Origin of the sequence: Paenibacillus sp. FSL R5-0407, assembly GCF_038009185.1 — a bacterium.
GTDB classification, from domain to species: Bacteria; Bacillota; Bacilli; order Paenibacillales; family Paenibacillaceae; genus Fontibacillus; species Fontibacillus vini.
Genome location: NZ_JBBPAX010000002.1, coordinates 896,259 through 917,367, shown reverse-complemented (window position 1 = coordinate 917,367; position 21,109 = coordinate 896,259). Strand labels below are relative to the sequence as shown.

Below are 21,109 nucleotides of genomic sequence, written 5' to 3'. Positions count from 1 at the left end.
GAATCTATATCTATATTTCAATATTACGAACCGATTTGCGAAAAAGTTTCCGTATCCTTTATTTACACCTAAACAGCAGGCATATAAGCAGAAAAAGATCGTCTTCGGCACAGGGATTACCCGGGAAGACGATCTTTATAAAAGGTGAATTACAAATTACATTGAATAACCATGTTTACGTAAATACATGATGGCGACCGTCCGTGGGCCGCAATGACAGGAAATGGCACAGCCGCCTTCGATCACGGCTACTTCGCGCACGTCCGTCTTTTCCATCAGCGTTGTTTTGATATAATCGGCTGCTTTTTCGGCGAGAGTTTGCGCCACAATAATTAATTCCCGGTCCACCTTGTGAATATTGTCCGTAAAATTTTGGAGCATGCGCTCCACCGCTTTTTCGGTCTTGCCTCTATATTTATCGGCGGAAATGACGAACCCTTCCTTAATGCGCAGGACGGGACGGATTTTCAGAAGGCTGCCGATCATATGCTGCACATTGGAAACGCGTCCGCCTTTATGAAGGTAGTCCAGGCTGTCGACAAGCACCTCGATTTCGACACGATCGCGAAGCTCCTCCAGCATAACGGCGATTTCGCTTGCCGGGAGCCCGGCTTTGACCGCTTGAGCCGCCTTCATAACGAGCAATGCGACGCCTCCGGACACATTTAGTGAATCAACGACGACCACGCGTCCCTCGGGCAGCTCATCTGCGGCGATCAGGGCGTTCTGGTAGGTTGAGGAGAGCTTGGATGACATGCTGATAAACAGAATCGTATCGCCTCGCTCAATCCAGGGCGAGAAGGCCGCAATAAAGTCTGCGGGGGACGGTGCCGAAGTGCGGGGCAGTTCCCCGGACTCGTCGACCCTCCGGTAAATATCGGTTGTGGTGATTTCAAGTTTGTCCTTGTAAGCAGTTTCACCGAACACGACATAGAGCGGAACGACTCCGATATCGTATTGATTCATCCAGGATTCCGGGACATCGGAGATACTGTCCGCGAAGATTTTCACTTGTGTCAACGCATTTCCTCCATTAATAGATTTAGTAGTTTAATAGGATAGCTTTCCTTGATTATAGATGACAGCCGTCTTATACGCAAAATTATCGATCAAGGTAAAATTTGTCGCGTATCCGGACAGTTAAACTTACCCTTTATTCCAGGCAAAACGCTGCCTGTACTTCCGCGGAGCCATCCCCTCGAACCGGGTGAAACTGGCGGTGAAATAAGCGGCATGATTGAAACCGACCTCCTCGGCAACCCGCTCCACGGGCAGATCCGTCTGAATCAGCAGCAATTTGGACTGATCGATCCGCAGTCGCAGCAAATAGGTTGACGGCGAACAGCCGAAGACCTTTTGCATGCAGCGGGCGATGTACACCGGGTGAAAGTTAATGGCCTCTCCCAATTGCTTGGCGGAGAAGGGCTCGCGGTAATGCTCACGCAGGTAAGAGGCGGCGCGCTCGGCACAGGCGGACTGGGGGGAAGGGCCGTCGGCTCCCAGGGAAGCTGAGAGCAGCATGATGACGTCCTGGAACAAGGCTTGTTGTCTTAACCTGACGCTCGCCAGATGAATATTCCGGTTCATCTCATTTAATTCGCTAATCGTTTCGGCCATCTTTTGCGGCTGGGCCAACTTAGTGAACTGGGGGAGAGCAATGTTGTAAGGAGTTATCTCAAAAGGCGGGAGCGATAAATACCCCGGTTCCCCCTCGGGATAACGTCCATGGCAGGCAAGGTAATCCTCTTCCTCAATGACTTTCCAATCTCCGAGGATTTGAAAATGCACCCAATAATGCAGCGTCTCTTCCTTACAGCCCATATAAGAGTAATGGGAGCTGTCGGGGCGCAGAATCAGCGCGTGACCCTCAGTGATTTCATATTCATGGCCCCCTTCCTCAACGTAGAGACAACCCTGCACCACGACCAGCAGATCGAAAGCGCCGATATTTTTACGGCTGGGATGCTTGCCGCCTACGGGAAGGGGGGAGAATCCGCTAATAATATAATGCGGTAGCGGGGGGGCTGTGAACTCGATAACAGACGGCATGGGGCACCTCCGGATATTTCGATATTTTCAGGTTGGAATAATTAAAGATTGAGTTGTTTAGCTGATACATTGACTTAACTATAGCATCTATAATGTGATTCATGCTACAAAGTTTAAATGCGGGCAGGTAGAACCGTCCCCGTTCTATCAGGAGGTTGTAATAATGATGAAAAATAAAGGCAGCGAGAAAAACAAATTTTCCCTGTGGCTGCTCGCATGGCCCATCTTTATCGAACAGTTTTTGCAGTTTTTACTCGGATCGGTCGATACGCTGATGGTGAGCCGGATTTCGGATAATGCGGTAGCCGTGGTTGGGTTCTCGAATCAGCTGTTTAATGCCTTGATGACACTTTTTGCGACCGTCGCAAGCGGAGCAGGGATTGTCATTGCTCAAAAAATCGGTTCGCGCAAAGAGGAAGAAGCGCGTTCTGTCGCGATTATTGCTTTTAACGTTACGGTTGCTATTGGCGTCTTCCTCAGTATCCTGCTGATCGCGGCTCCCGAGCCGATCGCGAGAATGCTTCAGCTTCCGGATGAATTGATTCCGTTAGCGAAGGTGTATATCTCCATTGTCGGAGGCGGGATGATCCTCACCGCAGCTATGGCGGTGCTAGGAACAGCCATCCGTAATACAGGGAATACCAAAGGACCGATGATGACGGCGGTAGGCATGAACGTCATTCACATTATCATGAACTATGGTTTCATTTTCGGTGCTCTTGGGTTCCCGCAATGGGGCCTGACCGGAGTAGCGATCTCCACCGTGATTAGCAGACTTCTGGCCACGATCGTCTTGTTTGTCATATTCCTGAGCTCCTTTCAACGAAAAATCGGACATCGCGATTTCAAAATATTTGATCGCAAGCTGTTTAAGGAAATTCTGGCGATCGGCTGGCCGCTCGGCGTCAACTCGGCGAGCTGGGTATTCTCTCAATTGGCGATATTCTCATTCCTGGCGATGCTTGGTTCAACGGAATTGGCCGCGAGGACGTATATGAACACGCTGGAGTCGTTTTGCTTCCTGCTCGGATTTTCGCTGGCTCTGGCCGCGCAGATCCAGATTGCCCATCTTTATGGGGCAGGGAAGACCAAAGAGGCGTATCATGCCGTATTTAAAGTGCTCAAGGTCGGTTTACCGCTCGTCATCGTCAATGCGTTTATACTGGTCCTATTCGGTCGGAACGTGCTCGGATTGTTTACGAAGGATGTCGATATACTGAACCTTTGCTCTGCGCTGTTATTGTTGAACCTGCTGCTTCAGCCGGGAAAAATGGTCAATATGGCGATCGGCAACTCGCTTAATGCAGTCGGGGATACCAGGTATACGATGAAAATCTCCCTGATCTTCATGTGGCTTATCGCTACGGGATGCTCTTATTTATTCGGCGTATCGTTAGGCATCGGCATCATTGCCATTTACTCCTGTATGATCATTGACGAATACGTGCGTGGCGTGCTGTCCTTCTTCCGCTGGAGAGGCCGCAAACATTTGCGGATGAAGGAAGCGGACCTTCAGAAAGAGAGGGAAGAGCAGCAGTGCCGGTGCAATGAAGGCATGGCGAGTCCCGCGTTGTAAAATAAAAAGTGGAATGCATACAAAAAAGCCGTGAGGAGGGGGCAGCCCCTTTTCACGGCTTTAAATTTATAACTATAGATCGAAGTCTCTTTTACTTGGTTTCCTTCACCCGGTCGGGAAGCTGCTTCACGTAGCTGTCGGACATGCGCAGAAGTTCCAGCGCCCGGTTGTATTCATTCTCCGTCGTCAATGCCTGACTCACGCCGCCTTCGGCGAACGGATACTGGGTTCCGTCCTCGTACCAGACGCCCGGCATAAACAAGGCTTTATCGTTCAGGAACGAGCCGGAAGGCAAGTAGTAACGTTGTGGAATCAGGTTATAGCTTTGATTGAAAATATCTTCTCCGAAATGGATGTGATCCTTCATCGAAATTCCCATCAGATTGGCGACTGTCGGCAGGATATCGACCTGTCCGCCTACATTTTCGTGGACGGTTGGTTCGGCAACGCCAGGAGCGGAAATGATCAACGGAATATTGATCATATCGATGTATCCGTAATCGCGTCCATAGATTTCATGCATCAGTTCCAGGCCGTGTTTGTCCAGCGAGTACATCGGCAGTCCAAGGTGATCGCCGTAAATGACCACAACGCTGTTATCCCATATTCCTCTTTGCTTCAGATCGTCGATAAATTGGCCAAGCGCATAGTCTGCGTAATTCTGGGAACGAATATAATCGCCGACCATGTTGTCTTGGAAACGTTCAGGCAATGTAATCCGGTCCTTGTCATGAGGCATCGTAAACGGATGATGCGCAGTCATAGAGATAACCTGGGAATAGAACGGCTTGCCGGCTTGCTGCATTTTGTCTAGCTCTTCAGCGGTTTTCTTGTACAACACTTCATCGGAAGGTCCGAAGAATACCGTATCTTCTTGTCCGAAGAACTTTTGATCATAATACCGGTCGAAGCCGAGCGCATTGTATAACTCGCCGCGGTTCCAGAATTCAACCACATTCGTGTGGAACGTTGCGGTATCATAACCCTCCGATTTCATCATCTTCGGAAGGCTCGGCAGCTCTTTATCCGGATAGTTCTGCGTGGCGGCTTCGTTGTAAGGAATGTAGAATGAAGAATTCACTACGAATTCGGCATCCGATGTATTCCCTTGGCCGACCATTTGATAAAAGTGCTTGAAATACTGATTATCCTTCACCAGCGAGTTCATGACCGGCGTAACTTCCTGTCCGTCGATCTTTAAGTTGATCAGGAAGTTTTGGAAGGACTCCAACTGGATGATTATGAGGTTTTTTCCTTTTGCCGCGCCAAAATACTTCGGTTCAGCCGGCTGACTTACCCCTTTCAGCTGGTCGATCTTGGCTTGCGTAATTTGTTTCTTGTCCACCAGTTCTTCTTGCTTGCTGGAGAAGATCGCGTAAGTTTCGTAATTCAGAATGCCCATTTGCTCGGCCTGCTTGATTTCGTTCATGCTGGCCCGGTTTGGCCAAACGTTGAAGATGCAGAGTGCGACCGAAATGCCGAAGACAGCCGCGAGGGCGCCGGTACGCAGTCTTTTCATATTAAAATAAGCTTTCAGCTTCTCGGCTCTTTTTTTGCGAAGCAGCCAGAAGCCGATAATGACGATATCCACAAAAATTAACAGATAGTAAGGTGCCAGCAGGGAAAACACGCTGTTACTGACCGCTGTAACCTGGTTGACTTGCTGAAGCGCATGATAAGTAACGATGACACCGTAATATTTATGATACATGATAGCGGCGAAGAAGACCGCGGTGACGATGAGGTTGACCGTCAGATAAATGCCCATTTTACGTTTGGAAGAGAACCATTCAATGAGGCAGAACAGAATCCAGATGAACGGAAGCTCCTTCAACAGCGGGCCCCATGGCGGGATACCGTCAAAAATGGAGACCCAGGCCAAATACGTTTTAAGAATCATGATCAGGGTAAAAAAGACAAACGGCTTTGTATTGCCCAGCCTGATACGGTTTAGAGCGGACACAGTACGATCCATCCTTTCGCTTTATCTCTATTTGTTTAATATTTAACGCAGCGATTACACTTCAAACACCCTTAATATCATACATGAAATGAATCAAAGATGAAAATAAATCAATTCACACATTTAGCAAGAAATTCCATGATAAACACAGGTAACCATTCCTTTGTTGGCGTTATTGACTTCTACCCGCTGTTTTTGGTAAATTGAAGACATCCGCAAGTAGGATTTTAACCTCTGATTAGGAGAGATTTTGATGTCGGTGAACGTTCTTAACTAATTAACTTCATATGGACTGTAAGACAGGTCGCTCGGGAATGGTGTCTTCCGCTTTTTTTTCGGGAGAGAAAGGTCCCTTTATTTTTTGCGCCCATTTCAGTCTATTGATTTAGTTAAGAACACACGCAGAACATCATTCAGCGCTTTGACCGCTGTTTGTTTCTTCGGAGAACGAAGCCGAAGCCGTGCTGTTTATCAGCGCGGCTTTTTTTGAGTTTACGAGGGGCAAACATTTTTACTGCTTGCGGGAGAAGAAGGGCAAAGGATGGCATTCGTGCTGTCTTTTGCCTTTTTTTGTTATCGAATTACATCAAATCGGGAGGTATTCAACCTTAATGGAGAATTTCACTTTAAACATGTTGGAATATGAAAGCATCAAACAGGAACTGATAAACTTTGCCGTATCGTACGAAGGCCGGGCAAGGATTGAGAAGTTAGCGCCAATGGAGGAGCTCAGAGCGATTGAGAGGGCAATGGGAGAAACCGCAGAGGCCCGCGAGCTGCTCGGAAAAGGCTCCAGCATTCCTCTTCCGTCCCTGGACGGAATCGAACTGGTCATGTCGCTGATGGGTACGGGATATTTGTTTAAGGAACAGGATTTAATGGCGGTGTCGACCTTTTTGCAAAGCTGCGGCCAATTGAAGAAATACATCGAATCGAAGGGAGAAGCGGCTTGGCAAATCGGCATATATGCGTCCTCGCTGCGGGACCTTCCTACGATAAGGCAGGAGATTCTGCGTTGTATCCGCCATGGCGTGATTGTGAATGACGCGAGCCGGGAATTGGAGAAGGTGCGCCGGAAGATCGAGATGATCAAGGAAAAGATCGGTAAAAGGCTTCAATCCGTCATGTCACGGTATGCCTCCATTTTGCAGGAGAACATCGTCAGCGTGAGAGGAGGAAGATATGTTATTCCGGTGAAAAAGGAGTTCTACAGACAAGTCAAAGGCCGGATGCTGGATCAGTCGACCAGCGGGCAGACGGTGTTTATGGAGCCGGACGACATTTCTGCCCTGCAAGGGGAGCTGGAGGCCCTGCAAGGAGAAGAAGCCAGGGAGGAGGCCAAAATTCTCGGCTATCTGACCGATCTGGTGGAAAAAGAGGCCGATGAGATCGCACGGAACATCGAGATTACAGGGACCTATGATTTTATTTTCGCCAAGGCGAAATATGCGGCTTCCATCAATGGGGTTCCGGTTGAATTGAACGACCGGGGAGAGACTGTGCTCCGGGAAGCTAGACACCCGAAGCTGCTGGCAAGCATGGTGCCGCTGGATCTGGAGATCGGCGCACGTTATAAGACCTTGATTATTACGGGACCCAATACGGGCGGGAAGACCGTTGTACTGAAAACGTTCGGCCTGCTTGCGCTCATGGTGCAGTCGGGATTGCTGGTCCCGGTGGGGCGGGGGAGCAAATTCTCGGTATACCGCGGCATCAGGGCTGTTATCGGGGACGGGCAAAATCTGGAGCAGTCGCTCAGTACGTTCTCGGCTCAAATCCAGAGCCTGGTGTCGATGCTAAGAGAGGCGGGGCCGCATACCTTGCTGCTGATCGACGAACTGGCAGCGGGAACCGATCCGGGGGAAGGAATCGCCTTGTCGATCGCCATTTTGGACGAATTCAGCCGTAAGAACGCTACCGTTCTGGTGACGACGCATTTCAATGAGCTGAAGACGTTCGCTTCCAGAGCGGAGGGGTTCGAGAACGCCAGAATGGAATTTGACGCCGAGACGCTGCGGCCGCTGTACCGCCTGACGATCGGGCGGTCCGGTCAAAGCTATGCGATCGAAATCGCCAGGAAACTGGGGATCAAGGCCGATATTATTGCCAGATCCCAGCATATCGTAAGCCGCCAGATCGGTGAGGGCGGTAAGGTTTCGCTCTGGGATGAAATTGTTCCGGAATCTGAAAGGAAAAGTGAGGTTGCTCAGAATGCTCACTGGAGGAAAGAAGAGGAGAGGGCTGCTCTTACCTCCAAAGAAAGAGAAAAGGAACAAGAGGACACTCCGGCTGAAGTAAGTGAAGGGAAGACGCCGCCGGTGAAATTTGAGGTTGGTGACGCCGTATTCGTCACGGCCTTCGGCAAAATCGGCATCGTCTGCGAACCCGAGGATTCCAGAGGAATCGTCGGGGTGATGATTCAAAAGCAAAGGGTTAAGATAAACCGCAAAAGACTTAAGCCTTATCTGAAGAAGGAAGAGCTCTATCCGGAGGATTATGATTTGGACATCGTGCTGGACTCCAAGGAAAACCGGAAGAAACGCAAGCTGATGGGCAAGCGGCATGTGGAGGGATTGGAAATCATCCGGAGACCGGGCGAGCAATAAGCGGGAGAGGAATAATAAACGAGATGAACGGAATCGACAAGAGGAACAAGCTGGAAGAGCACCCCTTCCTATACCGGACGTCTAAAAACGGAGCTGTATTTTTGGAGTACTTCGGTAAAGTGGTTAAAACGTTAAAAGGGAAAGAGGCGGAACGCTTTCTGGAAAAAGTAAACGCGGCGAAAGATGAGAAGGAATTACAGTTGCTTTTGGCGAAAGCGACAGGCAATTTTAAACGAGGGAACGAACGGCCCTTGAAGATGTAGCTGGTATGAATAATGGCCTTCTTGGAGAAGAACTGCTCCAAGCAAGGCCATTGTTATTGCAGTCTGAGACACGATTATATTGCGGTCTAGAACAGGGCGAGCGGAGTTTCGAGCTGCTCTGTCAGAAGCCCGGCAAAGCGTTCCAGGAACGACTGGTCCAATTCGTCGAATCGCCCTTTTAGCGGGCTGTCGATATCCAGTACGCCAAGAAGCTGGCCTTCCTTTACAAGCGGAATGACGATTTCGCTGTTCGACGCAGCATCGCAGGCGATATGCCCTGGAAAGGCATGGACGTCTTCGATACGCAGCGTTTCACGGCGTTCGGCGCTGGTTCCGCACACGCCTTTGCCCATGGGTATACGAATGCAGGCCGGAAGGCCTTGAAACGGACCCAGTACCAGCTCGCGCCCGTCGAATAAATAAAAGCCTACCCAGTTAATATCCTGTAAAAAGTAATGGAGAAGTGCAGAGGCGTTGGCCAGGTTGGCGGCGGCGCTCCGCTCTCCTTCGATCAGCGCTTGTAGCTGGGACAGAACTTCGTTCTGTTGCTCCTCGCGGGAGCCTGCAAGTTCAGCGGCATGAAACATAGCTGGAATTCCTCCTTTATCTGTACAACTCATTATACTGAATAACTACTGTTTCCGCCTACTTTCCGCAGGGTAATTTAAAATTGAACGATCTAACGCCGGAAAGGGGAAAACATCATGCGCGCCGACGTGCAAAATTTGTTTATTCGAATTCATATGCTCCATCAGGCTACGCTTGAGGATCTTACTGTTAGCGATACGCTTCCGCTATTGGAGGCGCAAGGGTATAAAGTGGGAGAGCGCGAAGTGAAGCAGGAACTGGAACGTTTAGCGGAAGACAATTTTCTCACCTCTCATGATGATGTATACTCGATGACCGGCGCTGGGAAGGAAGAATTGAAGGAGATCCGAACCGTGCTGAAAAAGCTGTGCGATACAGTGAATCAGCCGGAGAAGGAAGACAAGGCCGGCGTAAATTCGGTCTAGGCGAAGGCGTGGCAAGGAGGCTGTCTCAAAAGGTTTTTACACCTGAGAGTCAGCCTCCTTTTTTTGGTTAAAAATTTTACACGCAACGACAAAGTGTGCTAAATTTTTTAAAATTTGCAAAATATGTTTTTTGCATCATGCATTAAAATGGGCTTTAAGTACGAATTCAAAAGACAGGCTTGGAGGTTTGAACAACCTCTCTATGAAGATAAAGAAGGTGAATTGCGTGGTCTATCCCTCCTTCAAGAGCTTCAATCGAACGCCGGGGCGCCCGAAGGTCAGCGGCGAACTGATGGATATGATTGAGCATCTGCGGTCCGAATTAATGAACGCTGCCGAACAGGAAGATTTCAACAGCGTTACGGTAGTGGAATTGAGCCAGAGACTGGATCAGTATATTGTAATGGCTCAGAATCAAATGCTTGGGAGATGAGCCTATCTTATGTGGCTGTAGCTGTAGCTACGGTTGCGGCAGTCTGTGACGGATTGCAGAGCTGAGGAGAACCTGCGGGTGCCTCTTCTTTTTCCAATGCATTCTGTATTAGAGTATGAACCTCCTCGGCATAACGCTGCGGATTCACGCCATAGGCATTGGCATGGACCGCCCCTTCCACCAGCAGAAGCTGCTTGGGCTCGGGCTTTCGCTCGAACAATTCCTCACTCATATAGGTAGGCACATAATTATCCTTTGTTCCATGTACGAACAGGACAGGCATCTTGCTGTTCTCTACAGCCTTGAGCGGGCTGACCTGCTCCATGCGGAACCCGGCCATACGCTCCATCCGTTTGTTGACGAGTCCTAGCAGCGGGAATGCAGGGATCTTGTTGAGAACCCGTACCTGGTGGTACATCAACCGGCTGAGATCGGAATAAGGACAGTCGGCGATCACGAATTTGACGTGCGGGTCCGCGATGGCGAGATACTCCAGCACGGTTCCCCCGCCCAACGATTGCCCGTGCAGCCCAATAACACACTCTTCCCCGTAATGCTCCAAAATCCAGCTAACCCAGGTTTCGACATCGAACTTTTCCATAAAGCCGTAGGTGGTATAGATGCCTTGGCTGTTTCCGTGTCTCCGCTGATCTATCAACAGTATGTTAAAGCCCTCTCGCTCAAACATTTCGATATACTGCGCGGAAACATGCAGGGATACTGTGTAACCATGGACGATGACCATCCATTGCTTTCCCCCGGGATGAGGCTCCAGAGTATAGCCGCTCAGCGTCAATCCATCCTTAGAGGTAACCTTCACTTCCCGTTTCTTCAGATTGTTGAATTGTTCACGGGAGTAGACCCCTGTCGTTTCCAAGTAATTGAATATTCTCTCATGAGTTTGCAGCTTCATTTGGGTGATTTGGCGAAAAGCGAACCTCGTTATTCCGCTAACGGCAAGCAGCAAGAATACGGGTACCATGATCATAGAGTAAATCATAAGAGGCGTCCTCCTTTTCCCATCCCATCGTTGTCATGTTAATTCTTCTGTAAATAGTATCACCGAAAAACAGGCGGGAAAATCGCGTAATCCGATTTTTAATGATCCGGGTTGCCCTGGATTTTAAGGGGGATTCCGGCTTTGACGGCTTGCCGGCTTATGTGATTATATAAATGAATGGGAAGCGGTAGATGAAACAAACAACGTTCTGTCAGGGGGATTCCGATGTATAAATGCGGCGGAGAGATTCCGGTGCTTGAAAGCGAGAGGCTGATTTTGCGGCGGATGGAAAAGAAGGATGCCCGCGAGATGTTCCGTTACTGGAGCGATCCCGAGGTAGTACGGTATATGAATATGCCTCCGTTTGCCTCCATCGAGGATACTTACGAAATGATCAATTTGTTGAACGGTCTTTCCGAGAGCGAGGATACCCTGCGCTGGGGAATTGAATTGAAAGAGACCGGCAGGCTGATCGGGAGCTGCGGCTTCAATGTTTGGGAGCTGGCCGGCGCCTACCGCGGGGAGATCGGTTATGATTTAGGACGTGAATATTGGGGCCGGGGCTATATGTCCGAAACTTTTCGGCTGGTGCTGCCCTTCGGATATGGAACGATGGGGCTGAACCGGATCGAGGCGCTGGTGGATCCGAGGAATGATTCGTCAAGGTCGCTGCTTCGGGCTTTTGGCTTCCGGGATGAAGGATTGCTGCGCGAGTATCAGAAAACGGAAGAGGGCTTTGTCGATCTGTTGATATACTCTCTTTTGAAGAGAGAATACGGACGCTGAGGGAAGGGAGGAATGCCGGAATGAGGAAACAAGGCCAATATTCGTTACATAAGCTTGATCCGCTTAGCAAGCTGATCACTTTGTTTTGCATCGCAATGTTGGCTATGCATTGGGACAAGCCGCTGCCTTTGTGCGGTTTGCTGCTCTTGCTTACGGTCTCCGCTCTGTCCGGTGCGGGAATGTCCTGGGGAAGGCTGGCCAGCCGGATGGGCTATATTGTCGTTTTCGGGTTGCCGTTGTTCGTTCTGACAACACTCGCCGCACCCGGGGGAGGAGAATATTGGGCGCTGGGCGGAATTCGCATCTCGTCTGAAGCGATTCTATATGCGGCGGCGATTACGCTCCGGATGTTCTGCCTGTTTATTTCGTCGCTGATTTATATTGAGACGACCGATCCTCAGGACTTCGTTATTATGATGACGACGCGGCTGAAGCTGCCGTACCGGTTTGTGTTCGGAATATCGATGGCGCTTACGTTTCTTCCGCTTTTGGAACAGGAAAGAAGGAGTGCCGCCGAGGCCCGTAAGATTCGCTATGGCCGGAAACCTCGGGGAATCGGGGAGAGATTTGGGGTTTGGCGCGAAAATCTGGTAGCCGTGTTCGCGGGGGCAATCCGGCGTGTGGAGCAAACCGCAGGCTCGATGGAAACCAAAGGGTTTGGAGCCTATAGAAGCCGAACTTTTTTGCGTGAGGTCAAGGTTTCAGCCAGGGGGTACGCGCTTATGATTATCAGCATCGCTGCCGTAACGGGATTATGGTTTCTTATATAAATGAATCGGGCGCGAACCCGCAAAGAAAGCCTTGACGAATCCTTATTGTCAACCTATATTTAAAAAACGCGGTTTACAATGAAGCGGAGAGGATGACAAATATGAAGGACTATGCAAATGCAAGTAAGGGGAAGATCACCTTTAAGGCGTTTACAACCCTGGATATAGTGTTGATGGCGATGTTGGCTGCCGCCAATGCGGTAATGACGGTGTATCTTTCGCCCTTGAATATGGCTCTAAACGGACTCGGAGGACCGATCGCCACTTCGACAGTAACCGGTCTATACATGATCTATGGTTTGCTTGCCTGCTACATCATCCGCAAGCCGGGGACGGCGGTCATTACATACGGAATTGGAGCGGTGGTACAGGCGTTTATGGGCTCGGCCTACGGGATTGCATCCTGTTTTGTGGCCGCGGCGTGTTATATGGTTGTCGCCGAAGCGATATTTGCTTTTTTCCGTTACAGAAAGTGGAGTTTTCCAGTCATGCTTCTGGCAGGCGGGGCGTTGGTGCCGATTTGGTTTTTCTTCGCGGCCCGGATGTTCGGTTATATGAAATGGGGAACGGATATCCTCTTGATTGCGCTGGCGGTTCGTATTCTCAGCGGGATGGTGCTCTGCGGTCTGCTGTCCAAGCTGATCGGAGACGCGCTGGCACGCAGCGGACTTTTGCGGCGGTATGCCGTCAAGCGGGGCGTCGAGGGTTAGATGAAAAATTCAATTGTTTCTTCTTCCGTATTTGCTCAATCGGGAGACGGCAACTTGGCGATAGCTTTGCAAGATGTATTTTATACCTATGAAGGTGAAGCCGGCCCGGCTATAGATGGAATTTCTCTCGCCATTCGCGCAGGGGAATGGGTAACGATCGCCGGACCGAGCGGCTGCGGGAAATCGACCTTGGGCGGTCTCCTAAGCGGATATCTTCCCCGGGCGGGAGGCGGTTCCCGGGAAGGCCGGGTTACAGTAGGCGGACTTGACCCGGCTTCGGCGGAGATCGGGGATTTGGCCGGCGTGATCGGAATCGTCTTTCAGGACCCGGACGCTCAACTCGTCCAAGGCCGATTGGAGGACGAGGTCGCGTTCGGCCCGGAAAATCTTTGCCTGCCGGTCGAAAGTATCGAGCGGCGGGTGACCGCGTCGCTGCAGGACGCGGATCTGCTGGAACGTCGCCGGGACAACGTGAACGAGTTGTCCGGCGGGGGACGCCAGCGCGCAGCCGTCGCGTCCGTGCTGGCGTTGGAGCCGCCGATCCTCGTGCTGGACGAGGCGGCGGCAAGCCTGGACGCGGCGTCACGGCAGCGTCAGCTGGCGCTGCTGCGCCGGCTTCACCAGAGCGGCCGGACGCTGGTGACGCTGACGGGGCGGCTGGACGAGCTCGCCCTGGCCGCGACGCGGCTGGTCGTGCTGGCCGCCGGCCGCGTCGCGGCGGACGGCGCGGCCGCGGAGCTGCTGCGCGATCAGCGCCCGCTGCTAAGCGGCCTGGGGCTGCTGCCGCAGGCGCCGGGCGAAGCGCCGCGCGGAGAGGCGGCCCCGCCCGCAGGCAGCCGGGAGCGGCAAGACGCCGCCAGCCCGCAGGCTCCGGCTTCGCCCGCAGCGGCGGCGGCAGCCCGGCCCGGCGCAGCTCCGCTGCTGGAGCTGCGCGGGCTCTCCTTTGCCTACGGGGCAAAGGGCCGGAGGCGGTCCGGCAGCAGGCCGGATCTGACGGAACCGGCCGTGCTGAAGGATGTGCACATGCGGATTCACGAAGGCGAATGGCATATTCTGCGCGGGGACAACGGATCGGGCAAAACAACGCTGTCCCGGCTGATGCTCGGCTTGCTTCCGGCACCTTCGGGAGCCATCTTCTGGAGAGGCCGCGATGCTTCGCGCAGCTCCTTGTACGAATTAGCGGAGGACATCGGCTATGTCTTCCAGCATCCGGATCAGCAATTTGTCGCTTCGACGGTGCTGGACGAGCTGCTTTACGGACCGCGTTGCTCTTTGAAGCTTCGCGCCAAGGATGCAACCCCTGAGCCATTGCTTCTGAAGGCGAAGGAAATGCTCCGGATGATCGGTCTGGAAGGCCGGGAGCAAGCTTCGCCCTATGTGCTTGGAGGCGGAGAGAAGCGCCTTCTGAGCGCCGCGGCCGGGTTCATGACCGGGAAGAGGCTCATCCTGCTGGATGAACCGACGGCAGGCACGGACTACGCAGGCGCCCGCTTGCTGTCGGCCTTGTGCCGGAAGGCGGTTTCCGAGGGGACGGCCATATTGATGATTACGCATGAACCCGAGTTTTTTGCTGGGGAGCAGACCAAAATATGGACGCTCGATAACGGCAAACTTCGGGAAAATTAACTTCATCCGGACAGCAGTCTCCGGCTTTCGCCTGGAGGTATGCTGTCTTTATTTTTAGAAGGGCTTCCTATATAATTAATTGTCTTATAAAAGTCTGTACGCATAGAGGTTTGAGAAAGGAAGTCATTATTTTGGGTACCGCACTAAAAAGGAATTATATTTTAATCGGTTTGCTGCTCTCCACGTTCCTGGCTGCGATTGAAGGTACGGTAATCGGTCCGGCCGGGCCGAGAATCGTCGGGGATCTGGGAGGAGTGGAACTGCTAAGCTGGGTGTTTACCGCCTACTTGCTTACGATGGCTGTAACGACGCCGATTTTTGGCAAAATCAGCGATCTGTACGGAAGAAAACCGGTGTTTGTCATCGGTTCGGTATTGTTTCTGGCCGGTTCGCTATTATCCGGGCTTTCGCAAAGCATGGAGCAGTTAATCCTGTTCCGGGCGATCCAGGGGATCGGCGCCGGTGCTTTGACTCCGGTCACGTTTACGATTATCGGCGATATTTACTCCATTAACGAACGAGCGAAGGTTCAAGGCTGGATCAGCTCGGTTTGGGGGATCTCTTCTTTGATCGGCCCCTTGCTCGGCGGCTATTTTGTCGATTCGCTCAATTGGCGTTGGGTTTTCGGGTTTAATGTGCCATTCGGGCTCTTGTCGCTCATTTTCATCATAAAATATTTAAAAGAAGATATAGTGAAACGAAAAGTGAAGGTCGACATCAGCGGAGCGGTCACCTTTACGGTCGGCGTAACGGCGTTGCTGTTCGGTCTCGCGACCGGTGGCCAGCAATTGGCCTGGAATTCGCCGCTGTTAATCGGCATATTCGTTCTTGCGGCAGTGATGCTGGCGCTGTTCTTTATCGTGGAGAAAAAAGCGGAGGAACCGCTCGTTCCATTGAAATTGTTCCGCATCCGCGATATTGCCTATTCCAATGTCGCCAGTTTGCTGGCGAGCGCTCTTTTGATCGGACTTACCTCGTATCTTCCTTTATGGGTACAGGGCGTTCTCGGGAAAAACGCCACCATTTCCGGCCTGGTGCTCGCTCCGATGTCGATCAGCTGGATGCTGGGGTCGATCATCGGGTCGCGTTGGATTATCAGCCGCGGGTCACGGCTAACGTCGCTCATCGGCATGCTGATCATCGCCGTGGGTGCAGGCGGTATGGCGTTTATTCATGAAGGAACGCCGATTTACGTGATGCTGATTTTTAATGCGCTGTACGGTCTTGGCTTCGGGTTTTCATTCTCGGTGTTCACAATCATCGCTCAATCGTCCGTCAACTACAATCTGCGCGGCGCTTCCAATGCGCTTAACTCGTTCGTTAAGTCGATCGGCCAGACGATTGCAGTTACGGTATTCGGTACCTTAATCAATCTTGGGATTGTGTCCCGAACCGCTAAAGGCACGCCTTCAGGCACCCAGGTCTCCCAGGATGACATCAACAACTTGTTGTCCCCGGAAAAGGTTCACCTCCTGCCGAAGGAATTGTGGGCGGAATTGAAGCATGTGCTTGGCGGAAGTCTCCATACTTTGTTTATCATTATGGCAATTATAGCGGTCCTCGGCGTAGTTTCCGCACTCGGTCTTCGCAGCAAAGCGCCTGAACCTGAAGAGGTATAAAACAGCAGCTTCCTCCACACCATAACGGGAAAGGGGAGGTGTTAGGATGAATGAGGAATTGAGTCTGGATCAAGGCTCGCTCGTCCATGCGTGGCAGCAGCAACTGCCGGAATATCTGAACCCGGGAGATTCGGCGCAGGTGGAGGCCGATCTCGGAAATCCGCAAGGACTCCGTATTCATATCAATGCGGCGGGCCGCCAGTTTTACTCGTTCGATTTCGAATGTTCTTATAAGGATACGCGCGAGGTTTCCGTGGCGTTGGTTGATGTGGAAAGGGACGGGCAGACCGTCAATGAGCGGAGCGAGAAAATTCAGGAGATGACCTCGGATTATGTCCGTCATCTTCATGAATGTGCCCAGGCCCTTCAACGGATTACAAAGCCTAATTGAGAAAGCGAGGACTGCCCGGATGACGAAAGCCAGAGGATTTGCCGGCGATAAAAACCTGGGGAATGTCGTTCACGACTTGGAGCAATCTCCCGTAAACAGCCACCAGGCACAGCAGCTGCAGCAGGATGTCAATGACCGCCGTACACATGACGTCCGCAATCATAACAAAGAGAGAGACATGGACCCTTCGCATTAGGAACAAAAAACGGCTTGATCAGGATACTTCCCGATCAAGCCGTTTTGCTGTTTATTGCTGTTTTCCCGATAACATCTTCCGATGCACCGGAAACGGACTATGACTCTACTTCCGGGCGAGCGGGGCCAATTTCTCGGCTTCTCGTCCCATTTTCTTGAGCAGCTCGATCATGACCTGCTTTTCGTCTTCGTTCAATCCGCTAAGCGCGTGATCGATCCGGTCTGAAAATTCGGGATATAGCTGGTCCATCAAATCCTTGCCTTTCGGTGTGAGCTCGGCAAAAATAACGCGCCGGTCACGCGGGCAAGGGGTGCGGTGCAGGTATCCGGCCGATTCCAGCTTGTCGATAACATAAGTGACATTGCCGCTTTGCAGCAGCAGCTTGGCACCGATTTGCTGAATCGGCTGAGCTCCCTTGTAATAAAGCACTTCCATTACGGCAAAAGCCGTTGGATTAAAACCTTGAATTTTGCTTCCTGTCACGGCATGCTCGTTGACGCTTTTGAACGACTTGGCAAATACCCGGTACAGATGAAGCGACAAATCGGTTCCGCGTTCCTCGGTTTTCAACATGTTCATCCCGCCTCTTTCTATATTTTCACAGTGTTTAAAGTAGTTAGGATCATTGTTATCTTAGAACACGGAAAGTTTTAAAAAAATATAATTTATCACAATTTTCAGATTTAATTTTTAAAACTACTTTTTGCTCAGGCCGCTGATTTTGGAGCGGGAACTGACTGCTTGATCGCGGCTCACGCAATCACCCGGCGAAACCTTGGGGACGAACGAAACGTAGTAAGAGAAGGAAAACAGTCGGCAGAAAGAAGCGGGGGAAGCATATGACAGAGCCATTGCTGCGGGTAGAAATCGAGGAAGCCGGCTACGAGGCCGGCAAACCTAAAATTGAACATGTCACCCTTCATGTACAGTCAGGGAAATTAACGGGCTTGATCGGTCCTAATGGTGCGGGCAAAAGCACGACATTAAAAGCGATTCTCGGCCTGCTCCCGGAGGTAAAAGCAAATGTGAGCTTTACCGGAAGCTCGGACAAGTACGCTTATGTCCCCGAGCATCCGGTTTTTTACGATACTTTGACATTATGGGAGCATTTAAGCCTGGCCGCTGCGGTATATGGAATGGACGAGCGGGAATTCGAACGCGAGAGCCTTCTCCTCCTGGAGAAATTCAGAATGACCGAAGTTCGGAATCATCTTCCGGGGGGCTTCTCCAAAGGGATGCGCCAAAAGATGATGCTAATGATCGGCTTTCTTCTGAAACCGGATGTATACATCGTGGACGAGCCTTTTATAGGTTTGGATCCACGAGCCACGAAAGATTTTCTCGGGCTATTGGAAGAGGAGCGGTTAAGGGGAGCCGGAGTCCTGATGTGCACCCATGTTCTCGACACGGCGGAGCGCATTTGCGATGATTTTATTTTGATGGCTGACGGCAAGGTGGCTGCCAGCGGAACGCTGGATGAGATCCGCCGGACCGCAGGGCTTCCGGGAGCGCCTCTGTTTGACTGCTTCGACGTGCTGACTTGATGGGCGGGAAGGAGGGAAGACGATGTTTCGAATTACGGCCGAAATGAATGTCCGGCGATTATTATTAAGGAGATGGGCCGATCACTGGGGAAAGCAATTGGCGATTCTGCGGTACACTTTTGACGGCATCGTCTTGCTGTATCTTGGCATTCCCGGGCTGCTTCTGCTGGGGAGGGGTTATTTCGGCCTTTGGAGGGAGGAACTTCCCCTATGGCTTCAGAGCTTGCCGTTGACCGCCTTATCCGGGCTGCTGCTCATCCTGATCTATGCCTTTGGTGGTCTGGTCTTGTATATCGAAGCCGCTGATGTGCTATTTCTGAAGCAGCGTCCGCGTTGGCTGAAAGGCATGATGATCGGAGGCACGCTGTCCTCGATGCTCGGCAGCTTTACCGCGATCGGCGCCTGCTTCGTGCTGATCGCTCCGTTGTTGAGCCGGGTTTATGATATGGGACTGCCTGATATTTTGGTGCTGTTGGCCGTGACCTGCGGCTTTAAAACCGTACATCTGCTCTTGTCGAACCTGATAAATGTACGCTGGTCCGGCTGGAGGCAGATGGTGTTGAAGTCGATCGCATTCAGCGTGCTGGGGGGAAGCTTCACCCTTTGGATGCTGCGGGGGATGGGTAGCCCGGCGGCAACCGCGGCAACCCTGATCCTCTGCATTTCTCTGGCCTTGTTGCTCGCTTGGATTCGCTTCTTTCGCCTCCGCGGAAGATTTGACGCCGAGATTCGCGAGGATGAGCGGCAAAAGACGTCGCTGACCGGCATGCTGCTGTCCGGGGCCGTGGATCGTCCTCCCGCGGTGCGGACCCGGCCTTGGCTGTTCCGGCGCGGCGGACGTTTACTCCGTTCCAGCAAGCCGGAGGACCGGATCGCGGAGGCGGCGTTCAAATCCTTTTTCAGAGGTCCTGAAATCAAGTTGTACGGGCAATTCACGTTTTTCGGCTGTATAGCGGTTTATTTTCCGGCATACCCGGTAAATCTCATCGTATTTGCCGCGTTGCTGGTACTCCTGGTTTACTGGCTGAACGGCCATCGCCGTTACTTTTTTACCCGGGATCTCATGGACATTTTGCCGGTTGCCGAGCATACCGAATACCGCTGCGCAACCCAACTGATGGTATTGCTGTTGTATCCGGCGGTCGTTGTCATCACCTGCGTGCTTGGTGCCGCATTGCTCCAGGCTTGGTGGGGAGCCCTGGTCGGGATTCCGGCCGGACTGCTCATTGCCCGGGTCGCCGGAACGATGTGGAAGCTCTTCCCGTCCGGATACCGGCGCAGGGGGAGCTTATAACTCCCCCTGCGCCGATTTCGCGGCGTGATGACCGGCGGTATACCCGGTGGCGAAGGCTGCCGTGATATTGTATCCGCCGGTGTATCCGTGGACATCGAGTACCTCGCCGCAGAAGAATAGACCGGACATCAGCTTCGAGCCCATCGTCTTCGGATTGATTTCCTTCAGGTTTACGCCGCCGCCGGTGACGAACGCCTCTTCGAACGGACGGGTTCCGGTTACCTGAATTCGGAGGTTCTGCGTCTCGGCTACGAAGGCAAGCCAGGCTTCCTTTGGAAGATGTTCATAGGTGGTTTCACCAGGGAGCCCGGCTCTTTCGAACAGAAGCGGAAGCAACCGCTCCGGGATTGTTCCTTTCAGAACATTCTTCAATGCCTTTTTAGGTTCGGCAACGGCCATTTTGCGCAGAAAGGATTCCAGGTCCCCGGAGGAACGGTCGGGAAACAAATTTATGGACATGGTGACTTCGGATACCTGATGTTTCTTCTTGACTCCGCGAATAAATCCGCTGCAACGCAGGGCGATCGGCCCCGAGAGTCCGAAATGGGTGAAGATCATGTCGCCCCGGTGGGAAATAACGGTTTTACCCTTCGGATCCAGAACGGACAGCTTCACATCGCGGAGGGACAAGCCTTGCAGCTCCCGGTTGACAATAAACTGTTCCTTCGAGATGATCGGTACTTCGGTAGGAAACAGCTCTGTAATCGTGTGCCCCGCAGCTTCTGCCCATGGATAACCATCGCCGGTCGATCCGGTATGGGGCACGGATTTCCCTCCGGTCGCCACCACAATCGACTTGGCTCCAATCTTTTCGCCATTTGTCAGCTTAACGCCCTCCGTACCTTCGGCACCGAATAACAGTTCCCGGACCGGATGATGGGTCAACAGCGTAACCCCCAGTGATCTGGCTTTGCCGATCAGGGCGTCAACGACCGTCTTGGCTTTGTCCGATACCGGAAACATTCTTCCATTGTCCTCTTCCTTCAAAGGAATCCCCAGGTTTTCAAAGAATGCGATAATATCCCGATTGCCGAACAAAGCGAAGGCGCTGTGCAGGAAACGCCCGCCTCCGGGGATAAAGGTGATTAACTCATCGATCTCCTTGGCGTTGGTAACGTTGCACCGTCCGCCTCCTGAAATGCCGAGTTTGCGCCCCAGCTTGTCCCCTTTATCAAGCAAAGCAACCTTTGCCCCCTGTTCCGCGGCAGCGATTGCCGCCATCAAACCCGACGGTCCGCCGCCAATAACAATAACCTCGTAATTCTTCATA

21 protein-coding genes are annotated in these 21,109 nt (G+C 52.0%); 14 read left to right on the top strand and 7 right to left on the bottom strand.

Annotation, left to right across the window (positions count from 1 at the left end; all coding sequences use genetic code 11):
- Window positions 1-156: 156 nt before the first annotated feature.
- Entirely contained in the window at window positions 157-1,020 is an 864-nt protein-coding gene (locus NYE70_RS23165) for a DegV family protein (protein WP_213655554.1), read from the bottom strand.
- A gap of 126 nt (window positions 1,021-1,146) precedes the next feature.
- Window positions 1,147-2,049, bottom strand: a complete 903-nt coding sequence (locus NYE70_RS23160; protein WP_211023766.1) for a helix-turn-helix transcriptional regulator — start codon at window positions 2,047-2,049, stop codon at window positions 1,147-1,149.
- Window positions 2,050-2,212: 163 nt separating this feature from the next.
- On the opposite strand from NYE70_RS23160, the gene NYE70_RS23155 reads away from it, so the two are divergent.
- Complete coding sequence (locus NYE70_RS23155) at window positions 2,213-3,625, top strand: MATE family efflux transporter (RefSeq protein ID WP_435530199.1); 1,413 nt, start codon at window positions 2,213-2,215, stop codon at window positions 3,623-3,625.
- Window positions 3,626-3,716: 91 nt separating this feature from the next.
- Here NYE70_RS23155 and NYE70_RS23150 read toward each other — a convergent pair whose 3' ends face one another.
- Complete coding sequence (locus NYE70_RS23150) at window positions 3,717-5,588, bottom strand: LTA synthase family protein (protein WP_290408330.1); 1,872 nt, start codon at window positions 5,586-5,588, stop codon at window positions 3,717-3,719.
- A gap of 611 nt (window positions 5,589-6,199) precedes the next feature.
- On the opposite strand from NYE70_RS23150, the gene NYE70_RS23145 reads away from it, so the two are divergent.
- Window positions 6,200-8,194, top strand: a complete 1,995-nt coding sequence (locus NYE70_RS23145; protein WP_341048448.1) for an endonuclease MutS2 — start codon at window positions 6,200-6,202, stop codon at window positions 8,192-8,194.
- A gap of 23 nt (window positions 8,195-8,217) precedes the next feature.
- Window positions 8,218-8,457, top strand: coding sequence for a hypothetical protein (locus tag NYE70_RS23140; RefSeq protein ID WP_341048446.1), 240 nt, complete (start codon window positions 8,218-8,220; stop codon window positions 8,455-8,457).
- Window positions 8,458-8,543: 86 nt separating this feature from the next.
- Here NYE70_RS23140 and NYE70_RS23135 read toward each other — a convergent pair whose 3' ends face one another.
- On the bottom strand, window positions 8,544-9,044 hold the full coding sequence (locus NYE70_RS23135; protein WP_213655550.1) for a GAF domain-containing protein: 501 nt from the start codon (window positions 9,042-9,044) through the stop codon (window positions 8,544-8,546).
- 117 nt (window positions 9,045-9,161) lie between these two features.
- Here NYE70_RS23135 and NYE70_RS23130 point away from each other — a divergent pair, with 117 nt between their 5' ends.
- Window positions 9,162-9,470, top strand: coding sequence for a hypothetical protein (locus NYE70_RS23130; RefSeq protein ID WP_211023757.1), 309 nt, complete (start codon window positions 9,162-9,164; stop codon window positions 9,468-9,470).
- A gap of 202 nt (window positions 9,471-9,672) precedes the next feature.
- On the top strand, window positions 9,673-9,903 hold the full coding sequence (locus NYE70_RS23125) for an aspartyl-phosphate phosphatase Spo0E family protein (protein WP_341048443.1): 231 nt from the start codon (window positions 9,673-9,675) through the stop codon (window positions 9,901-9,903).
- 7 nt (window positions 9,904-9,910) lie between these two features.
- Here the strand turns inward: NYE70_RS23125 and NYE70_RS23120 are convergent, their stop codons facing one another.
- Complete coding sequence (locus tag NYE70_RS23120; RefSeq protein WP_341048441.1) at window positions 9,911-10,903, bottom strand: alpha/beta hydrolase; 993 nt, start codon at window positions 10,901-10,903, stop codon at window positions 9,911-9,913.
- 219 nt (window positions 10,904-11,122) lie between these two features.
- Here NYE70_RS23120 and NYE70_RS23115 point away from each other — a divergent pair, with 219 nt between their 5' ends.
- The 7 genes from NYE70_RS23115 to NYE70_RS23085 all read left to right on the top strand — a co-directional run bounded on the left by NYE70_RS23115 (window position 11,123) and on the right by NYE70_RS23085 (window position 17,001).
- Window positions 11,123-11,689, top strand: a complete 567-nt coding sequence (locus tag NYE70_RS23115; RefSeq protein ID WP_445323889.1) for a GNAT family N-acetyltransferase — start codon at window positions 11,123-11,125, stop codon at window positions 11,687-11,689.
- A 20-nt stretch (window positions 11,690-11,709) separates the two neighbouring features.
- Entirely contained in the window at window positions 11,710-12,459 is a 750-nt protein-coding gene (locus NYE70_RS23110) for an energy-coupling factor transporter transmembrane component T family protein (protein ID WP_341048437.1), read from the top strand.
- 101 nt (window positions 12,460-12,560) lie between these two features.
- Window positions 12,561-13,169, top strand: a complete 609-nt coding sequence (locus tag NYE70_RS23105) for an ECF transporter S component (protein ID WP_341048435.1) — start codon at window positions 12,561-12,563, stop codon at window positions 13,167-13,169.
- Window positions 13,170-14,795, top strand: a complete 1,626-nt coding sequence (locus tag NYE70_RS23100) for an ABC transporter ATP-binding protein (RefSeq protein WP_341048434.1) — start codon at window positions 13,170-13,172, stop codon at window positions 14,793-14,795.
- 131 nt (window positions 14,796-14,926) lie between these two features.
- A complete protein-coding gene (locus NYE70_RS23095; RefSeq protein ID WP_211023745.1) occupies window positions 14,927-16,414 on the top strand; it encodes an MDR family MFS transporter in 1,488 nt (495 codons plus the stop codon).
- A gap of 46 nt (window positions 16,415-16,460) precedes the next feature.
- Window positions 16,461-16,805 (top strand): hypothetical protein, encoded by a 345-nt coding sequence (locus tag NYE70_RS23090; protein WP_211023743.1) that lies wholly within the window; start codon window positions 16,461-16,463, stop codon window positions 16,803-16,805.
- A 19-nt stretch (window positions 16,806-16,824) separates the two neighbouring features.
- A complete protein-coding gene (locus NYE70_RS23085; RefSeq protein WP_211023741.1) occupies window positions 16,825-17,001 on the top strand; it encodes a hypothetical protein in 177 nt (58 codons plus the stop codon).
- A gap of 105 nt (window positions 17,002-17,106) precedes the next feature.
- Here NYE70_RS23085 and NYE70_RS23080 read toward each other — a convergent pair whose 3' ends face one another.
- Entirely contained in the window at window positions 17,107-17,574 is a 468-nt protein-coding gene (locus NYE70_RS23080; protein ID WP_211023739.1) for a MarR family winged helix-turn-helix transcriptional regulator, read from the bottom strand.
- A 266-nt stretch (window positions 17,575-17,840) separates the two neighbouring features.
- Here NYE70_RS23080 and NYE70_RS23075 point away from each other — a divergent pair, with 266 nt between their 5' ends.
- Both NYE70_RS23075 and NYE70_RS23070 read left to right on the top strand, forming a co-directional pair.
- Window positions 17,841-18,545 carry an ABC transporter ATP-binding protein gene (locus NYE70_RS23075; protein WP_213655543.1) on the top strand — a complete coding sequence of 235 codons (705 nt, stop codon included), beginning with the start codon at window positions 17,841-17,843 and terminating at the stop codon, window positions 18,543-18,545.
- 22 nt (window positions 18,546-18,567) lie between these two features.
- On the top strand, window positions 18,568-19,839 hold the full coding sequence (locus NYE70_RS23070; protein ID WP_341048430.1) for an ABC transporter permease: 1,272 nt from the start codon (window positions 18,568-18,570) through the stop codon (window positions 19,837-19,839).
- Here NYE70_RS23070 and NYE70_RS23065 read toward each other — a convergent pair.
- Window positions 19,834-21,108: a BaiN/RdsA family NAD(P)/FAD-dependent oxidoreductase gene (locus tag NYE70_RS23065; protein WP_341048428.1), complete on the bottom strand. Its 1,275-nt coding sequence runs from the start codon at window positions 21,106-21,108 to the stop codon at window positions 19,834-19,836. The two genes, NYE70_RS23070 and NYE70_RS23065, sit on opposite strands and share 6 nt — an antisense overlap.
- Window position 21,109: the final 1 nt, after the last annotated feature.